At 39.0% G+C, this 18095-nt stretch carries 17 protein-coding genes; 11 read left to right on the top strand and 6 right to left on the bottom strand.

Annotated elements, in window-relative coordinates; all coding sequences use genetic code 11:
• Positions 1-222 precede the first annotated feature (222 nt).
• Both HPC67_RS01905 and HPC67_RS01900 read right to left on the bottom strand, forming a co-directional pair.
• Complete coding sequence (locus HPC67_RS01905) at positions 223-1122, bottom strand: cation diffusion facilitator family transporter (protein ID WP_217585743.1); 900 nt, start codon at positions 1120-1122, stop codon at positions 223-225.
• Between the two features lie 10 nt (positions 1123-1132).
• A complete protein-coding gene (locus tag HPC67_RS01900) occupies positions 1133-1432 on the bottom strand; it encodes an ArsR/SmtB family transcription factor (RefSeq protein WP_217585742.1) in 300 nt (99 codons plus the stop codon).
• A gap of 201 nt (positions 1433-1633) precedes the next feature.
• Here HPC67_RS01900 and cbpB point away from each other — a divergent pair, with 201 nt between their 5' ends.
• A complete protein-coding gene (gene cbpB, locus HPC67_RS01895) occupies positions 1634-2083 on the top strand; it encodes a cyclic-di-AMP-binding protein CbpB (RefSeq protein ID WP_217585741.1) in 450 nt (149 codons plus the stop codon).
• A 90-nt stretch (positions 2084-2173) separates the two neighbouring features.
• Here the strand turns inward: cbpB and HPC67_RS01890 are convergent, their stop codons facing one another.
• Entirely contained in the window at positions 2174-3013 is an 840-nt protein-coding gene (locus tag HPC67_RS01890) for a mechanosensitive ion channel family protein (RefSeq protein WP_217585740.1), read from the bottom strand.
• 224 nt (positions 3014-3237) lie between these two features.
• On the opposite strand from HPC67_RS01890, the gene HPC67_RS01885 reads away from it, so the two are divergent.
• The 5 genes from HPC67_RS01885 to HPC67_RS01865 all read left to right on the top strand — a co-directional run bounded on the left by HPC67_RS01885 (position 3238) and on the right by HPC67_RS01865 (position 8913).
• Complete coding sequence (locus tag HPC67_RS01885) at positions 3238-3780, top strand: peroxiredoxin (protein ID WP_217585739.1); 543 nt, start codon at positions 3238-3240, stop codon at positions 3778-3780.
• Between the two features lie 97 nt (positions 3781-3877).
• On the top strand, positions 3878-4330 hold the full coding sequence (locus HPC67_RS01880) for a TlpA family protein disulfide reductase (RefSeq protein ID WP_217585738.1): 453 nt from the start codon (positions 3878-3880) through the stop codon (positions 4328-4330).
• Between the two features lie 173 nt (positions 4331-4503).
• A complete protein-coding gene (locus tag HPC67_RS01875; RefSeq protein WP_217585737.1) occupies positions 4504-6252 on the top strand; it encodes an ABC transporter ATP-binding protein in 1749 nt (582 codons plus the stop codon).
• Between the two features lie 15 nt (positions 6253-6267).
• Positions 6268-8109 carry an ABC transporter ATP-binding protein gene (locus HPC67_RS01870; protein ID WP_217585736.1) on the top strand — a complete coding sequence of 614 codons (1842 nt, stop codon included), beginning with the start codon at positions 6268-6270 and terminating at the stop codon, positions 8107-8109.
• Between the two features lie 138 nt (positions 8110-8247).
• Positions 8248-8913, top strand: coding sequence for a potassium channel family protein (locus HPC67_RS01865; protein WP_217585735.1), 666 nt, complete (start codon positions 8248-8250; stop codon positions 8911-8913).
• A 54-nt stretch (positions 8914-8967) separates the two neighbouring features.
• On the opposite strand, the gene rnjA is transcribed toward HPC67_RS01865, so the two are convergent.
• The 3 genes from rnjA to def form a co-directional block, all read right to left on the bottom strand.
• The gene (gene rnjA / locus HPC67_RS01860) at positions 8968-10635 is read right to left on the bottom strand and encodes a ribonuclease J1 (protein WP_217585734.1); all 1668 of its coding nucleotides are present in this window, start codon (positions 10633-10635) and stop codon (positions 8968-8970) included.
• 3 nt (positions 10636-10638) lie between these two features.
• Positions 10639-10848, bottom strand: coding sequence for a DNA-dependent RNA polymerase subunit epsilon (locus tag HPC67_RS01855; protein WP_217585733.1), 210 nt, complete (start codon positions 10846-10848; stop codon positions 10639-10641).
• A 513-nt stretch (positions 10849-11361) separates the two neighbouring features.
• A complete protein-coding gene (def, locus tag HPC67_RS01850) occupies positions 11362-11913 on the bottom strand; it encodes a peptide deformylase (protein WP_217585732.1) in 552 nt (183 codons plus the stop codon).
• A 319-nt stretch (positions 11914-12232) separates the two neighbouring features.
• On the opposite strand from def, the gene HPC67_RS01845 reads away from it, so the two are divergent.
• The 5 genes from HPC67_RS01845 to lpdA all read left to right on the top strand — a co-directional run bounded on the left by HPC67_RS01845 (position 12233) and on the right by lpdA (position 18080).
• Complete coding sequence (locus tag HPC67_RS01845) at positions 12233-12907, top strand: YkyA family protein (protein WP_343327789.1); 675 nt, start codon at positions 12233-12235, stop codon at positions 12905-12907.
• A gap of 422 nt (positions 12908-13329) precedes the next feature.
• Positions 13330-14373: a pyruvate dehydrogenase (acetyl-transferring) E1 component subunit alpha gene (pdhA, locus tag HPC67_RS01840; protein WP_217586228.1), complete on the top strand. Its 1044-nt coding sequence runs from the start codon at positions 13330-13332 to the stop codon at positions 14371-14373.
• A gap of 3 nt (positions 14374-14376) precedes the next feature.
• Positions 14377-15354, top strand: a complete 978-nt coding sequence (locus tag HPC67_RS01835) for an alpha-ketoacid dehydrogenase subunit beta (protein WP_217585731.1) — start codon at positions 14377-14379, stop codon at positions 15352-15354.
• Positions 15355-15371: 17 nt separating this feature from the next.
• Positions 15372-16664, top strand: a complete 1293-nt coding sequence (locus HPC67_RS01830; protein ID WP_217585730.1) for a dihydrolipoamide acetyltransferase family protein — start codon at positions 15372-15374, stop codon at positions 16662-16664.
• A 6-nt stretch (positions 16665-16670) separates the two neighbouring features.
• Positions 16671-18080, top strand: coding sequence for a dihydrolipoyl dehydrogenase (gene lpdA / locus HPC67_RS01825; protein ID WP_217585729.1), 1410 nt, complete (start codon positions 16671-16673; stop codon positions 18078-18080).
• The last annotated feature ends 15 nt before the right edge of the window (positions 18081-18095 follow it).

The raw sequence follows: 18095 nt of genomic DNA, 5'->3' as shown, positions 1-18095 counted from the left end.
CAAAAGAGGTTTAATCAAATGAAGAGCCGAACAATACGACCGCTCCGGAAATATACTTCGCTTTCCGCGGGCGGCTGGTTAGCCTCCTCGTGCTAACGCACTGTGGGGTCTAACCTATGCCTTCCTCCCGCAGGAGTCTGCGTATATTTCCGGAGCTAACGGTGAGCATTGTTCGTCTTTTGAGTTAAACTTTAAGTTATGTACCAACCTCATTCTTTTCAATTAATGACATGTATCACAGTTACTTTCAGCTATCCCCATGCTTTCAATTTGGATGGTACTATGATGAATATCAAAATTTTGTTTTAGCATTTGCTTTGCTTCAAGCAGGACAGAATCTCGGTTTGTGTCTGTTTCAACTACTAAATGACAGCTTAAGGCATGGAAATCAGATGTAATGGACCATACATGCAGGTCATGTGGGTTTTGGACACCTGGTATACGTTCTAATTCGAAATATATCTGGTTGATGTCAACGTTCGTCGGTTTCCCTTCCATTAAAATGTGGGCAGCATCCTTTGTGACGCGAAAGCCAGAAATGATAATAAGGGCAGCGACGATGATGCTGGCAATAGGATCTGCTAAGTTCCAACTAAAGAAATAGATGAGTAAACCGGCTATGATGGCACCGACTGAACCGAGTAGATCACCAAAGACATGTAATAAGGCACTTCTCACATTCAAATTGTCTTTCGAATCGCCACGCATGAGCATCCAAGCTACAATGATGTTCACTAAAAGGCCAATACTTGCAATGATGATCATGCTGGCACTCACATTAGGTGGGTCTAAAAAGCGTTGGTAAGCTTCATAAAAAATATAAAGCGATATAACAATTAAGGTGACACCATTAATAAAGGCAGCAATGATTTCTAATCGCCGATAACCGTACGTTTTGCTTAAGGTGGCTTTCTTAGCACCGATTTTAAATGCCAGTAAACTTAAACCGAGAGAGGCGGCATCACTGAGCATGTGACCAGCGTCAGATAATAACGCAAGACTATTTGTGATCAAGCCGCCAATGGCTTCTACAATCATAAACGAAAAGATAATCAAAAAACTCCAAAAAAGCACTTTTGTATTATCCGTATGATGATGGTGGTGATCGTGGTTATGACTCATATAAACCCTCCTATGTGTGTTTGACATGTTGAATCGTTTGTTCAAGCAACGTTAAAACGTGTTCATCGTCAGGTGAGTAGAAGTATGTCGTTTTTTCGCGACGAAATTTCACCAATCTCATCTGTCTTAAGTATTTTAATTGGTGTGATACTGTTGATTGTTGCATATTAAGACTATGAGCAATTTCATTTACAGAACACTCTTTATGTATAAGTAAATGTAATATTTTTATACGTGTTGGATCAGATAGCGCTTTAAAGGTTTGAGATACATAATCAATTTGGGTGTCTTTCAGTGATTGATAAGACATAAAATACCTCCTTGTATATTATAATATGATCATTTATTCATATTATAGTGGAGAAGAGATTAAATTTCAATGTCTCTGTATCTAAATGTGTTTATAGATCATAAACTATGGTAGACTGGAAGTTGAGGTTAAGAACTCCTTTTGGCATCTCTTTTTAAACTGGTTGTTCTGTAGGTATAGGAATAAAAAGGAGCGATATGTATGAATACGATAGAAGATAAAGCGTTGGATGATATTGTTGTTAGTGACTTGATGATCCCATCAGAAAAAGTTGCTCATGTACAATTAAAAAATCCATTGGAACACGCTTTGCTCGTTTTGGTAAAATCGGGCTATTCAGCTGTGCCGGTTTTAGATCCTTCTTATAAACTTGTTGGAGCGATTGGAAAAACGGTTATTTTAAATCAAATACTTGGCATAGAGCAATTTGAAATTGACAAGCTATCGACGATGCGCGTTGAGGAAGTCATGCATACGGATATTCCAACTTTATCTGGTGATGAACGTTTTGTAGATGGCTTGAAAAAACTAATTAATCATCCATTTGTATGTGTAACTGATGAAAACGACTATTTCACGGGGATTTTAACGCGGCGTGCTATTTTAAAAGCTGTTCAGCGTGATTATTTTAGAGACCAGCAGCATTCATAAAACGATAAACGATTATGTGATCGGGGCGGAATGAATTTCACCCCAATTGTTAGATACAGCGATCTAACAATTGGCGGTGTTTTTTAATGATTACGATGTCTTTTCTATATATACTTGGTGTGGATATGGGATGTCAATGTTAGCTGCATCCAGAGCTTCTTTAATGCTTTTTCTCATATCGCGCTCACAAGCCCACTGCATGCCATTCTCAGTTTGTCCCAAAATGCGTAAGACAATGTCTGAGGAACCAATAGTTTGTACACCAAGAACATCAGGTCCTTCCTTGAAACGATCGTCCGTTCTGTATTGTGCGCAGACATCTTCTAGCACTGTAATCGCTTCATCCAAATTTGCATCGTAACTAATGCCAATATCAACAAGTGCTCGCATATTTCCACGACTGTGATTAGCGACCCCATCAATCAGGCGATTTGGAATGTAATTTAGCGTGCCATCAAAGCTGCGGATTTTTGTTGTTCGTAGTCCGACTTCTTCTACAACCCCATCATACCCTGACGTTGTCACATAATCGTCTATTTCCATTTGTCGCTCTAACAAAATGAAGAATCCTGTTACAACGTCACTGACAAGGCCTTGTGCACCGAAACCAATCGCAAGTCCAATGACGCCTGCACCTGCCAAGAGTGGTGCAACGGGAATATTCATTACAGTTAAAATGGTTAATATTAAAATGAAAAATAATGCGTAAGAAAATAGGTTTAAGAGAAGCTTTTCAAGTGTTCTAACGCGACCATGTGAAATTTTTTCAGTCCGACCAGCTTTATGAATGCTCGATTTAATGATTTTGTTACCGATAGGCTTGATAATGAAATAGGCAATGATGACGAACATAATTTTACTGACAGTCGGCAAAATGAATTTAATCAAGCCAATGAAATCTAAATTTAAAATATAATCCAATATAGTCATACATGAATCCCCTTCCTTTGTGGTACATTAGTAAATAACCATCTTAACAGGTTTGTAAACCTATTTCTACAATCTTTTTATGAAGTACATAGTGGATACATTATGTAGAACGTCAATTTAACGACCTGCTAGATTAGAGTCGTTATTATTGAATAATTTATAGTCTGTGTTATAATTTTAATCAAGATGCTAATTAAAACAATTATTATTTGGAGGTATTACATATGGCAGAAAGAATGGTAGGTAAACAAGCTCCACGCTTTGAAATGGATGCAGTAATGTCAAATAAGGAATTTGGTAAGGTCAGTTTAGAACAAAATATGAAGGAAGATAAATGGACCGTTCTGTTTTTCTATCCAATGGACTTTACGTTCGTATGTCCAACAGAGATTACAGCAATGTCTGATCGGTACGATGAATTTGAAGATCTTGATGCCGAAGTGATTGGTGTATCTACGGACACGATCCATACTCATAAAGCTTGGATTAATACACCGCGTGAGGATAATGGTCTTGGCGATCTTCAATATCCACTTGCAGCAGATACGAATCATGCCGTCTCAAAGGATTACGGCGTTCTTATTGAAGACGAAGGTATCGCGTTGCGTGGTTTATTTATTATAAACCCAGAAGGCGAATTACAGTATCAAACTGTATTCCACAACAATATTGGTCGTGATGTCGATGAAACATTACGTGTCCTTCAAGCATTGCAAACAGGGGGCTTGTGCCCAGCGAACTGGAAACCAGGTCAAAAAACGCTATAAGAATAAAGTTATTATAAGGATAAACCTGCTTGACGTCATCGTGAGCAGGTTTTAATCCTGTTTCATCATATCATCTGATAAAATGGGAGGGTACATCATGAAATTAAGAGATGAAATGCCAGAATTGAATGGTGCAACCAAATGGTTGAATAGTAGTCCGCTTACGAAGGATGATTTACTGGGTGACAAACCGACACTCATTCATTATTGGTCTGTAAGTTGTGGCTTATGTAAAGAGGCAATGCCAAACGTAAATGAATTTCGCGATGAATATAAGGATGAGTTAAACGTCATCGCCGTTCATATGCCAAGATCAGAAAAGGACCTTGATCTTGATCAAGTAGAAGCTGTTGCCAAAGAACATGATATTTCGCAACCAATTTTTGTTGATAATGACCATACGCTAACGGATGCATTTGATAACCAATATGTTCCAGCATATTATGTGTTTGATAAAGATGGATTACTTCGCCATTTCCAAGCTGGTGGGGGCGGAATGAAAATGCTCCGTAAACGTGTTAACCGTGTACTTGGCAAACCAACTAAATAAAGCGTTCATTAGACAGGCTGCTGTGAAGTGATGACTTCGTAGTAGCCTTTTTAGTGCGATTAGAAACGATTCCTAAAAATGTTTTGAAAAAAGTAAGTATTACGTGTAGCTTTTTATTTCGGTTTCCGTTATATTATATATTATGAATTCAACAACATGAAGGAGGTGGGGGTTTGGATACGTTCAAAAAACTCAAACAATTTTATTGGCCTTACAAACGGTTTTTCTTCCTTTCCTTGTTCTTTTTATTGTTTGTAACGGCAATTACAGTTGTTTACCCGATTATTATCCAGCTTACCATTGATGAAGTCGTTTTAAGGGATCGCTATCCTCTTATACCCTATATTGCACTTGTATTTTTAGTGTTAATGATTATAAAAGGCATTGCAACGTATTTTCATCAATATTTGGGAGACTTGTTTGGCATAAAATCTGTTTATACATTACGAGAATCGCTTTACGAAAAACTTCAGATCTTATCGTTTAAGTACTATGATAATGCCAAAACAGGTGACCTAATGTCACGCTTAACAGCTGATGTTGATGGTTTCCGTTTTTTCCTCTCACTCGGATTTGCTGAATTAATACGAGTTACGACGCTGATTTTATTTAGTTTGGGCGTTATGTTTTATTACTCTGTTCCTCTCGCAATTGTAACGATGGCTGCTATGCCGTTTTTAGCAGTTGTTGTGTATAAGTTTGATCAACGTGTCCACCCAGCTTTTAAAAGCATTCGGAAGTCGTTTGGTGAACTAAATACACGCGTTCAGGAAAATATCAGTGGTATTAACACTGTTAAGTCATTGTCACGAGAAGGTTTTGAGATTGATCGGTTTTCTGGCCGTAATGATACGTATAGACAAAATTACTTAACCACAGCGAATATTTGGGCTAAATATTTTCCGTTAATGGAGTTCATAGGTAATGTCTCCGCTGTTTCTTTGCTTGCTTTTGGTGGATATCTCGTCATGAACGGGAGTTTAGAGCTCGGGGAGCTCGTAGCATTTTTTAGTCTTGTGTGGTACATTCTCGGTCCATTAATGAATCTTGGATTCATTGTAAATATGTTTTCCCAATCGAAAGCTTCAGGAGAACGCCTACTGGAAATCTTAGAAGCGAAAGAAGATATCATTCAAAAGACGGATGCCGTTAAAGATCCAATCAAAGGGCATGTTACGTTTAAAGATGTAACCTTAACATATACAGTCGAGGACGATTCGGCCTTAAAGCAGATCAGTTTCGACGCGCCACCAGGGAAGACGATAGGATTGATTGGCTCGACTGGCTCAGGAAAAACAAGTATTACACAATTGATTACGCGTTTTTATGAACCAGAAAAGGGCGATATATTAATTGATGGACGTCCAGTGGAGCATTATGAATTAAAAACGTTACGTCGTCAAATCGGGTTTGTATTACAGGAACCGTTTTTATTTTCTACAACCATTCGAGAAAATATTGCTTACGGTAATCCTGATTTATCTAATGAGCAAATCATTGACGCTGCCAAACGCGCTCAAGCACATGATTTTATAATGGAAATGCCTAAAGGCTATGATACGCTGCTAGGTGAAAGAGGTATGGGACTTTCAGGTGGTCAGAAACAGCGTATTGCAATTGCAAGAGCAATTTGTATTGATCCGAGCATTCTCATACTGGATGATGCGACATCAGCTGTTGATATGGAAACAGAATTTAAAATACAGCAAGCTCTAAAAGAAGTTATGAAGGATCGAACAACGTTTATTATTGCGCATCGCATATCTTCATTAAAACATGCTGATGAAATCATTGTATTAGAAGATGGCATGATCGTTGAACGTGGAACACATGCCGAGTTAATTAAGCATGAGGGCCCATATAAACGTATTTATGACATTCAATATCAAGACCGAGATGCAATTATGCAAACAGTAAATTAAAAAGGGGGGACCCCGTTGACCAGCGAAAAAGAACAGTTTAAAAAGGGCCGTCACTTAAAACGTTTTTATTATACAGTAGATCAGGCGGTCGAAAAACCATTTAACTGGAAGCAAATGTGGCGTTTGCTCATTTACTTAAAACCATATTCGAAGACGTACTTACCAGGCGCCATCATCGCGATGCTCATATCAACTGCTGTCAGGTTGGCGGTACCGATTATTATAAGTAAGGTTGCGATTGATGTTGCCATTCAAAATCAAGATCCGACCTTACTCACCTATTTGGTCATCATAATTGGTGTGCTTTACTTATTCAGCTATATTGGTAATATTTATAGAATTAAATGGGTTAATATATTAGGACAAAATGTTATATATGATTTACGTCAACATTTATTCAGCCACGTTCAGCGGTTATCACATCGATTTTTTGATTCGCGTTCAGCTGGATCAATCATTGTTCGGATTATGAATGATATTACGTCGCTTCAGGAATTGTTTACAAATGGTATTATTAATCTGTTGATGGACATCGTTACACTCATAAGCATAATTGTTATTTTGCTCGTGCTTAGTCCCAAACTTGCACTGGCAGTCATGGTCATCATTCCGATTATGTTTTATATTTCTACAAAATTGCGGCGGAAAATACGCAGATCGTGGCAGAATGTCCGTATACAGCAGTCTAGACTGAATTCACACTTAAATGAGAGCATCCAAGGTATTCGAATCACTCAGTCTTTTTCACAGGAAAAAGAAAATGAAGCGTTTTTTGAAGGCGTAAACGGAGACACGTATGCGAGCTGGCAGGAAGCGAGTAAAAAGAGTGCAATGTTTCGTCCTTTTGTAGAATTGAGTAATGCTGCTGGTACAGTCATTTTAATTACTTATGGTGCATATTTAATTCTGCTGGGAGAAGGGAATGGCGGTATTGAAATCGGCACATTTGTAGCGTTTGCGTTCTTCCTCGGAATGTTTTGGGAGCCGATATCTAGACTTGGACAAATGTACAATCAGTTATTAATGGCGATGTCTGCTTCTGAGCGTATCTTTGAATTTCTAGATGAAGAACCAAACGTTGGTGAAAAGGAAAATGCGCTCCAAATGACTGATATGAAAGGGCAAATTTCATTTGAAAATGTCCAGTTTTCATACGATGCAGAACGCATTGCGCTTCATGAAGTATCGCTTGAAATTAAAGCCGGTCAAACAATTGCCCTTGTCGGTCATACAGGAAGCGGAAAGTCAACAATCGCAAATTTAATTAGTCGTTTTTATGATCCGACAAAAGGTCAGGTTAAAATTGATGGTCATGATTTACGTGATGTGAACTTAGCAAGCTTAAGGCAAAATATTAGTGTGGTGCTTCAGGATACGTTCATTTTTTCTGGAACGATTATGGAAAATATTCGCTTTGGAAGACCAGACGCATCTGATGAGGATGTAATAGAAGCGTCTAAGGTTGTTGGCGCTGATGACTTTATACAGCGACTTGCTGATGGTTATAATACTGAAGTAGAAGAGCGGGGGAGCATTTTATCTGCAGGTGAAAGACAATTGATGTCATTTGCTCGAGCGTTATTAGCAAATCCGCGTATTCTAATATTAGATGAAGCGACAGCGAGTATTGATACTGAAACCGAAGTAAAAATACAAACCGCTTTAAAACGACTGCTTCATGGAAGAACAGCGATTATCATTGCCCACAGATTATCAACGATACGAGAGTCGGATAATATATTCGTTCTTGAAAATGGTCACATTCTAGAAAATGGAAGTCATGCTGAGCTTATGGACCAAAAAGGCGAGTATTTCTCTTTAGTGAAATCTCAATTTGAAATGTTAGATGCGATTTAAGTATACGCCCCGATTATTCGGGGCTTTCTATTTTACAAGCAGTTATTGCATATCAAGTTGATGAGAAATCCATATCTATTCATATAGGGGACAGGTATGATAAACTATAAACAAATATAGGTGTATGGAGGACAAGGAATGAAACGGGAATTCGCGGTCATTGGACTTGGTCGATTTGGTGGCAGTATATGTCGGGAGCTAAGCAAAGAAGGCATGGACGTATTGGCTATTGACAATGACGAAGATAAAATTAATGAATTTAAAAACATCGCAACGCATGCTGTTATTGCTGATTCAACAGATGAGGCATCATTAAAGGAACTTGGCATCAAAAATATCGATCATGTCATCGTTGCGATCGGTGATAACATCCAAGCAAGTATTTTAACAACTGTTATATTAAATGATCTAGGTATAAAGAAAATTACTGTGAAAGCTCAAAATGATTATCATGAAAAGATATTAAATAAAATTGGAGCCGATCAAGTGGTTCATCCAGAGCGTGATATGGGGAAACGTATTGCGCATAGCATCATTTCGAACAATATACTTGACTACTTAGAGTTATCAGATGATCACAGCATCGTTGAAGTTAAAGCGAGTAAGCAAATGGTCGGAAAAACATTAGTAGAACTTGATATTCGTGCTAATTATGGTTGTAACGTTGTTGCCATTAAGCAAGGAAGAGATATTAATGTATCTCCACTCGCTGAAGCTGTATTAAAAGAGAATGATATTTTAATCGTTATTGGTGCAGATCAAGACATTTCACGATTTGAAAAGCATCTCGTTATCGACCATTAACCGAATTAAAAAGGTGACTGTCATTTATTAGACAGTCACCTTTTTGATTGGTACTTATACTTCCATAATAATGGGTAGGATCATTGGTCGACGCTTCGTCTTTCCGTATAGGAATGGCGCAATCGTATCTGTTATTTCATTTTTAATTTCTGACCATTGTGTCGTTCGACGTTCCATCACTTTGTTAAGATGGTCGGAAACGAGTTTTTGTGCTTCGTTAATTAAGTCCTCTGACTCGCGCATGTAAACAAATCCGCGTGAAATGATATCAGGACCAGATGCGATCTTGAATGCTTTCATATCAATGCTGACAACAACGATTACGAGGCCTTCTTCAGATAAAATACGGCGATCACGTAATACGATGTTTCCGATATCTCCAATTCCACTACCGTCGACATAAATGGAGCCTGATGGGATTTTTCCTGCAATCATGGCGTTGTCCTTGCCTAAAGCAAGTACGTCACCGTTATCCATGACGTATGAATGTTCTGGATCAACGTCACACGATGCTGCTAACTTCACGTGTTCTTTAAGCATACGATATTCACCGTGAATTGGCATAAAATACTTTGGTCGCATCAATCGGAGCATAAGCTTTTGTTCTTCTTGGCTACCATGTCCTGATGTGTGAATATCACTTAAACGTCCGTGAATGACATCTGCACCTGCACGATAAAGTTTATTAATGGTTCTGCTGACACTAACTGTATTTCCCGGGATTGGTGATGAAGAAAAGACAACTGTGTCACCAGGAATGATCTGAATTTGTCTATGCGTTCCGTTGGCGATTCTTGATAAAGCAGCCATTGGTTCCCCTTGTGAGCCCGTACATAGAATTGCAACTTCATTTGCAGGTAAACGATTAATTTGATTGGCGTCAATAAATGTGTCTTTTGGTGCTCGGATATAACCAAGTTCTTGACCGATTGTGATTGATGAATCCATGCTACGGCCAAAAACAGCAATTTTACGGTTATGCTTAACAGCCGCTTCAACCACTTGTTGCAGACGGTATATATTAGATGCGAATGTTGCAAAGATCAGTCGACCGTCAATTCTGCTGAAAATGTCATCAATGCTTTGACCGACGACACGCTCTGACATCGTAAATCCAGGAACCTCACTATTTGTGCTGTCTGATAATAGGCAAAGCACGCCTTCTTTACCTATTTCTGCCATACGCGCTATATTTGCTGGTTCGCCAACTGGGGTAAAATCAAATTTGAAATCTCCCGTTTGAACAATGTTGCCGGGAGGGGTTTTGACAACGATACCATATGAGTCGGGTATGCTATGTGTTGTTCTGAAAAATGAGACAGATGTTTTACGGAACTTGAATACATCGTCTTCTTGAATTGTGTGTAATTTAGCTTTTCTCAACAAACCGTGTTCTTCGAGTTTGTTTTTAATTAATCCTAATGCGAGTTTTCCTGCGTAGATCGGTATATTAATTTCACGTAGCAGGTAGGGAATCCCGCCAATATGATCTTCGTGACCATGTGTGATGAACAGACCTTTAATTTTGTCTTGATTTTGTACCAAGTAAGTGTAATCCGGAATAACATAATCAATTCCGAGCAATTCATCCTCCGGAAACTTAATGCCTGCATCAATTAAAATAATTTCATCCTGAAATTGAACACCGTAAGTGTTTTTACCAATTTCCCCTAAACCACCCAATGCAAATACAGCTGTTTGATCATTTTTTACAAATTTCATATGTTACACATTCTCCAGCTGGAAATCAGAATTTTGTTGTTCGTATGCAAGGTGGTTATCGTCTAATGGGTGGATGAATTCAATGTTATAGTGACGATCAATTATTTTTTTTCGGACCTCTGCCTCGGATGTAGCCTCTACGTAAATGCTTTTAGTTCTTTCGCGAACAGGAATTTCATCGGGAATTTCCTGAAAGTATACTTTATAAATCATTTCATCTCTCCTATCTCTTCCAAATCGTTATCAATTGAATACCTTCATACAACATAAGTAAACAGGCCGCTTAAATCCATCAGGCTTGTCCCTATTCCCTGAAAAGTTGGATTCAGCGTTGTGATTGTCTACATATATTCATGTAAGGCAGTGATTATCTCTAAAATACTTGATATAGGTTCTACTGTGAATCTTTTTCGAAAGTTGTTGGTACCCGACCTTTACCCCAAAAATCTTTCCAACGTTTTTTCAGCTTTTCCCTTAGGCGTTTTAACATGGGAACAGCATCTCCCTTCATCGATTTAAGAAAAGCATAAAAACATTCGACCGATCCAATCCCTATTAAGTATAGTATAATATGAAACGGTTAATTTTAAAATAAAAATGTTTTTACGGTGTTAAACATATGTCGTATGCTTTCATTCAATCATTGCTCCTATTTTAAGCGTTATTACTTAAACTTATGCAGTTAAACGTTTTTTTTGGTCGGGGTGTGAAGGGAACCAATTGCGATTACTCAATTTCACGGGCGCCTTCAGGAACGTGAAATGGATTGTCCTTATGAATATGATCATAGAACATGATGCCGTCTAGATGGTCAATCTCATGCTGTACAACAATCGCAGCATAGTCACGTAACCTTAGTTTTACAGGCTTCCCCAATTCATTAAAAGCTTTAACGGTTATGCGAGCGTATCGTGGAACATAGCCTTCAACTGCTCGATCTACTGATAGACATCCTTCGCCCCCAGCTAAATAGGCTTTTTCAACAGAATGACTCACTATTTTTGGGTTCGCAAGTTGATAGCTGTACTCGCGGTTTTTGGCATCCGTAAAATGTACGGCAATCAGTCTTTTCTCGATCCCGAGCTGAGGGGCAGCTAGGCCGACTCCAGATCGTAAGTGATATTTTTTTGCTATGTCTTCATCTTGGCTATTGACTAAAAATGTCATCATTGATTCTAAAAGCTGTTTATCGTCATCTGAAAGAGGGACATCCACATTTTTTGCGACATGACGCAAAGCAGCATGACCTTCGCTAACGATATGGTCCATTGTAATCATTTTACATGAGCACTCCTTTAACATTAACTTATGACGCTTGTATTTGATTGACACGGGGTTGCGTTCCGCATTAAACATAGAAGGCTTGATAAACCAATATATATTTCTGACGTCAGCATATAATTGGAATCGTTCCATTCAGTTTCTTTATTATATAGGAAAAACATCATTAACGTTATTATCTTAACATATATATGTCAAATGACTCACTATTAATTGGTGAAAAATACATAAATTAGATGTTTGACCAATTGAATCATTCTACTTGGTCGATTTTTATGATATACTTTTTTCAGTTGGAATTGAAGGAGGAGAAAACGTGCCGTTCAAACGAACAGTTCTTTTACTTACTTTCATAATGATTGGAGTTCTTTCGGCATGCACAGGCGCATCCACAACAGAGCAAATATACGATCATTTGGAAAAAACAGTTGAATTAGAGGCTGGCTTTGAAGAACAACAAGAGCCTATTATTGCACTGGAGCGACAAGAGCAAGCTATTTATAAACAAATTATCGAAATTGGTATGGAGGATTTTGATAAAATTAAATCACTGGCTGATGAAGCTATTGACTTGATTGACAAACGTAGGGAAAAGATTGAATTAGAAAAGGAAAGTATTGAGAAGGCCAAAGAAGAATTTTCAAAAGTAGAAGCGCTTATCGATGATATTGACGATGAAGGGGTTAAGTCGAAAGCACAAAATATGCACGAAATCATGACAGAAAGATTTTCTGCATACAATGACTTGTATGACGCTTATACAGCTTCTCTCGATCAAGAAGAACAGCTGTATAAACTTCTCAAAAAAGAGGATCTTGAGCAAGACCAGTTAACAGAACAAATCAACAACGTCAATAAAAGTTATGAGGAAATCCTGACTGCTAATGATGCGTTTAACGAATATACGGTTGAATATAACACGTTAAAAACCGCTTTTTATGAAGCTGCTGGAATTGATGTTCAACAGGAAGAAGATAACAATAACGAATAATATGATTTTGTAAAACCGAATCGATCTTGATTCGGTTTTTTAGTTATGTTCATGTTCTTGAAAATGTGTCTATACTAATACAGATATTGTCATTTAATATAACAGTTTGTGCTGTGTGTAAGTTCACTGTTTTAGTTGAACGAAATAAATATTTCATTCAATAAAGCAAACTGTTTGACCGGATGGTTTATTATGGTTAGAATCAAAATAGATGAACATTGTACTAATGAATTTTGTCTTTAGGAGTATTACAGATTCAATTGTGAGATGAACAGCGGATCTTCTAGGGCAAAGACAAAAGAAAAATGTACAGTATTTAATCTAGTTTGGGAAGGATAGTAAAGAAGAAAATAGCAAGATATAGAAAGGAAGAGGTGATCATCTTGAAACACGTATTGAATTCAGTTGAAGAGCAGTTTGAAATGTTTCAGATTCTAAATGAGGATGGAGAAGTCGTCAATCAAGACGATGTTCCAGCATTGTCCGACGATGAACTGAAGGAGCTCATGAAACGCATGGTTTATACGCGTATTCTTGATCAGCGATCAATTGCTTTAAACAGACAGGGGCGCCTTGGATTCTATGCACCAACAGCGGGACAGGAAGCATCACAATTAGCTAGTCAGTTTGCTTTGGAGCAGGATGATTTTATTTTACCTGCATACCGCGATGTTCCACAGTTAATTTGGCATGGTTTACCACTTTATCAAGCGTTTCTATTCTCACGTGGACATTTTCATGGTAACCAATTCCCAGAAGGGGTCAATGCTTTAAGTCCACAAATTATTATCGGTGCACAATATATTCAAGCGGCAGGTGTTGCGCTTGGCCTTAAGAAACGTGGTAAAAAAGCTGTCGCAGTCACTTATACGGGTGATGGTGGTACATCTCAGGGAGACTTTTATGAAGGGATTAACTTTGCAGGTGCTTATAACGCACCAGCGATCTTCTTTGTGCAAAATAATCATTTCGCCATTTCGGTTCCAGTAGAAAAACAGACCGCTGCCAAAACACTTGCACAAAAAGCTGTTGCAGCAGGTATTGAAGGGATACAGGTTGATGGTATGGATCCACTTGCTGTTTATGTCGCAACAAAGCATGCACGAGAGCGTGCGATTAACAATGAAGGACCGATGCTTATCGAGACGGTGACATACCGCTATGGTCCACATACAATGGCTGGTGATGATCCAACGAGATATCGGACGGATGACTTGGATAATGAATGGGAGAAAAAAGACCCACTCGTTCGCTTCCGGAAGTATCTTGAAGGCAAAGGACTCTGGTCAGAAGAGCAAGAGAATAGTGTTATTGACCAGGCAAAAGAAGATATTAAAAAAGCAATTAAGAAGGCAGATAGTCAGCCGAAACAAAAGGTGACTGACCTCATATCCTTTATGTATGAGGAAATGCCGCCAAACTTAAAAGAACAAATGGAAGACTATATAGAAAAGGAGTCGAAGTAAATCATGGCACAAATGACAATGATCCAAGCAATTACTGATGCTTTACGCACTGAGTTGAAAAATGACGAAAACGTGCTTGTGTTTGGAGAAGATGTTGGCCAAAATGGTGGCGTGTTCCGTGCAACTGAAGGGTTGCAGGAAGAATTTGGTGAGGATCGTGTATTTGATACACCACTTGCTGAGTCAGCCATTAACGGTTTGGCAGTAGGCTTGTCCTTGCAAGGATTTCGTCCCGTGCCGGAAATCCAATTCTTCGGCTTCGTATATGAAACAATGGATCAAATTAGTGGTCAGATGGCACGCTTGCGTTATCGGTCTGGTAACACAGAAAATATGCCAATTACCATTCGCTCACCGTTCGGTGGTGGTGTGCATACTCCTGAGCTTCATGCTGATTCATTGGAAGGCTTGATTGCTCAACAGCCAGGTATTAGAGTTGTAATTCCATCAACACCATATGATGCTAAAGGATTGTTGATTTCATCCATTCGCAATAATGATCCAGTCGTATTTCTAGAGCATATGAAGTTATACCGCTCATTCCGTGAAGACGTACCTGAAGAAGAATATACGATTGACTTGGATAAAGCAGATGTTAAACGAGAAGGAAAAGATGTGACACTCATAGCTTATGGCGCTATGGTTCATGCATGTTTAAAAGCAGCTGACGAACTTGAAAAAGAAAACATTCATGCAGAAGTCATTGATTTAAGAACTGTATCACCAATTGATGTCGATACAATTGTTGAATCTGTTAAAAAGACGAATCGAGCCGTCGTCGTTCAAGAAGCACAACGTCAAGCTGGGATTGCTGCGAATATCGTTGCGGAAATTCAAGAACGCGCCATTCTTCATCTTGAAGCACCCGTGTTACGTGTGGCTGCTCCAGATACAGTCTATCCATTTTCCGAAGCAGAAGAAGTATGGCTACCAAATTATAAAGACATCATAGAAAGTGTTAAAACTTCAATTAATTTCTAAGGATGGAGGTCATCAATATGGCATATCATTTTAAACTGCCAGATATAGGTGAGGGGATCCACGAAGGTGAAATCGTCAAATGGTTCGTCAAAGAAGGCGATGCAGTTAAAGAAGACGACGTTTTATGTGAGGTGCAAAACGATAAAGCGGTTGTAGAAATCCCGTCCCCTGTTGATGGAACTGTGCAAAAAATCCATGTCGGTGAAGATACAGTAGCTGAAGTGGGTGATAAGCTAATTACATTTGATGCAGAAGGCTATGAATCAGAGGAAGATGATGAAGAAGAACAAGAATCTGCTCCTCAATCAGCTGAAACAGCAAACGAAACTTCAAAGGCAACGAATGAAACAGGCCAAGAAAAAGCAAATAAAGATGAGGAACAGCGTGTTATTGCGATGCCATCAGTTAGAAAATATGCCCGCAATCACAATGTTAACATCCAAGAAGTTACTGGTTCAGGCAAAAACGGAAGAATTCTGTTAGAGGATATTGATCGTCATCTCAGTGGTGAAGCACCACAACCGGTGGAGGCTGATCAAGTGCAGGAGGAAGCGGATGCTAAAACTCAAGAGTCGCGCTCAACTCAGACAGCATCGGTACAAGGCACATATCCAGAAACTCGGGAAAAAATGAGTGGTATTCGGAAGGCAATTGCCAATGCCATGGTAACGTCTAAAACAAAGGCACCTCATGTTACGCTGCATGATGAAGTTGATGTGACAGAACTTGTTTCCCATCGTAAAAAGTTCAAACAAGTTGCCGCTGACCAAGGCATTAAGTTGACATACTTGCCATACGTCGTTAAAGCACTTGTATCAGCATCTAAGAAATATCCGATTATTAATGCTGCAGTTGCTGATGAGACAGATGAAATTATTTATAAACACTATTATAATGTTGGTATAGCCGCTGATACGGATAAAGGCTTGCTCGTACCTGTTGTTAAAGATGCTGATCGTAAGTCAATCTTTGATATTTCCAAGGAGATTGGTGAGCTGGCAGAAAAGGCCCGTGACGGAAAGCTTGCACCTGACGAAATGAAAGGTGCGTCAAATACAATCACCAATATCGGATCTGCTGGTGGACAGTGGTTTACACCTGTTCTTAATTATCCAGAAGCAGCGATTCTTGGTATCGGACGTATTTCTGAGAAGCCGATTGTACGTGATGGTGAGATCGTTGTAGCCCCAGTATTGGCTTTATCACTTAGCTTTGACCATCGTATCGTCGATGGTGCAACGGCACAACATGCCTTGAATCAAATTAAGCGACTATTGAACGATCCACAACTTATTATGATGGAGGCGTAATATACTATGGTAGTAGGAGATTTTCCGATTGAGACAGATACGTTAATTGTCGGAGCTGGACCAGGTGGTTATGTTGCAGCAATTCGAGCAGCGCAGCTCGGTAAAAAAGTAACCATCGTTGATAAAGGTGAATTAGGCGGCGTATGCTTGAACGTAGGCTGTATCCCATCAAAAGCATTGATTCAGGCTGGACATATGGCTGATCATGCACATGGTAATGCAGATATGGGTATCAAAACAGAAAATGTAACAATTGACTTTTCTAAAGTTCAGGAATGGAAAGCTGGCATTGTTAATAAACTCACCTCAGGTGTAGAAGGTCTTCTTAAAGGTAATAAAGTTGATATTGTAAAAGGTGAAGTATACTTCGTTGACAAACATACGGTTAAGGTGATGGATGAAAAAACATCACAAACGTATACATTTAATGACTGCATTATTGCTACAGGATCAACACCGATAGAAATTCCCGGGTTTGCTTATTCAGACCGTATTTTAGATTCTACAGGGGCTTTAGCACTGAAGGAAATTCCGAATAAAATGGTCGTTATTGGTGGCGGCTACATCGGTATTGAGCTTGGAAGTGCTTATGCAAATTTAGGAACAGAAGTAACGGTTCTTGAAGGTACGAAGGATATCTTAGGTGGGTTTGAGAAACAGATGACTCAGCCTGTAAAAAAACGACTAAAGAAAAAAGGCGTTAAAATCGTAACACAAGCGATGGCAAAAGGCGCTGAGCAATCAGAAGAGGGCGTAAAGGTTACGTATGAAGCAAAAGGTAAAGAAGAAACAATTGAAGCGGATTATGTTCTTGTAACAGTAGGACGCACACCAAATACAGATGAAATTGGCCTAGAACAAGTTGGAATTGAACTTGACGAAAAAGGTCTAGTTAAAATTGATAAACAGTGCCGTACTAATATTGACAACATATATGCAATTGGTGATATTGTAGCTGGCCCTCCATTGGCACATAAAGCGTCATATGAAGGTAAGGTAGCAGCAGAGGCAATTGCTGGTGAAAACTCTGCCATTGACTACATCGGCATACCTGCCGTCGTATTCTCAGATCCAGAGCTTGCCTCTGTCGGCTATACGGAAAAAGAAGCAAAAGAAGCGGGCTTCAATGCGAAGGCATCCAAGTTTCCGTTCGCTGCAAATGGTCGTGCTTTATCACTCAATGAAACAGATGGTTTTGTGAAATTGATAACGCGGGAAGAAGATGGCCTTGTTATTGGTGCACAAATTGCTGGAGCTAATGCCAGCGATATGATAGCAGAAATGGGGCTTGCAATTGAAGCTGGTATGACAGCAGAAGATATCGCCCTGACAGTTCATGCCCATCCATCTTTAGGTGAGATTACGATGGAGGCTGCGGAAGTAGCACTTGGCACGCCAATCCATATGATGAAGTAAATGCAAAAAACCGTG

The organism is Lentibacillus saliphilus (assembly GCF_019093865.1).
GTDB lineage: Bacteria > Bacillota > Bacilli > Bacillales > Amphibacillaceae > Lentibacillus_B > Lentibacillus_B saliphilus.
Note: the sequence above shows the minus strand (reverse complement) of the source record. Positions and strands in the feature narration are given on the sequence as shown.

Coding starts and splice junctions, on each gene's coding strand:
- HPC67_RS01905 (WP_217585743.1), bottom strand. CDS start 1,122: ATGAGTCATAACCACGATCACCACCATCATCATACGGATAATACAAAA.
- HPC67_RS01900 (WP_217585742.1), bottom strand. CDS start 1,432: ATGTCTTATCAATCACTGAAAGACACCCAAATTGATTATGTATCTCAA.
- cbpB (WP_217585741.1), top strand. CDS start 1,634: ATGAATACGATAGAAGATAAAGCGTTGGATGATATTGTTGTTAGTGAC.
- HPC67_RS01890 (WP_217585740.1), bottom strand. CDS start 3,013: ATGACTATATTGGATTATATTTTAAATTTAGATTTCATTGGCTTGATT.
- HPC67_RS01885 (WP_217585739.1), top strand. CDS start 3,238: ATGGCAGAAAGAATGGTAGGTAAACAAGCTCCACGCTTTGAAATGGAT.
- HPC67_RS01880 (WP_217585738.1), top strand. CDS start 3,878: ATGAAATTAAGAGATGAAATGCCAGAATTGAATGGTGCAACCAAATGG.
- HPC67_RS01865 (WP_217585735.1), top strand. CDS start 8,248: ATGAAACGGGAATTCGCGGTCATTGGACTTGGTCGATTTGGTGGCAGT.
- rnjA (WP_217585734.1), bottom strand. CDS start 10,635: ATGAAATTTGTAAAAAATGATCAAACAGCTGTATTTGCATTGGGTGGT.
- HPC67_RS01855 (WP_217585733.1), bottom strand. CDS start 10,848: ATGATTTATAAAGTATACTTTCAGGAAATTCCCGATGAAATTCCTGTT.
- def (WP_217585732.1), bottom strand. CDS start 11,913: ATGATTACAATGGACCATATCGTTAGCGAAGGTCATGCTGCTTTGCGT.
- pdhA (WP_217586228.1), top strand. CDS start 13,330: ATGTTTCAGATTCTAAATGAGGATGGAGAAGTCGTCAATCAAGACGAT.
- HPC67_RS01835 (WP_217585731.1), top strand. CDS start 14,377: ATGGCACAAATGACAATGATCCAAGCAATTACTGATGCTTTACGCACT.
- HPC67_RS01830 (WP_217585730.1), top strand. CDS start 15,372: ATGGCATATCATTTTAAACTGCCAGATATAGGTGAGGGGATCCACGAA.
- lpdA (WP_217585729.1), top strand. CDS start 16,671: ATGGTAGTAGGAGATTTTCCGATTGAGACAGATACGTTAATTGTCGGA.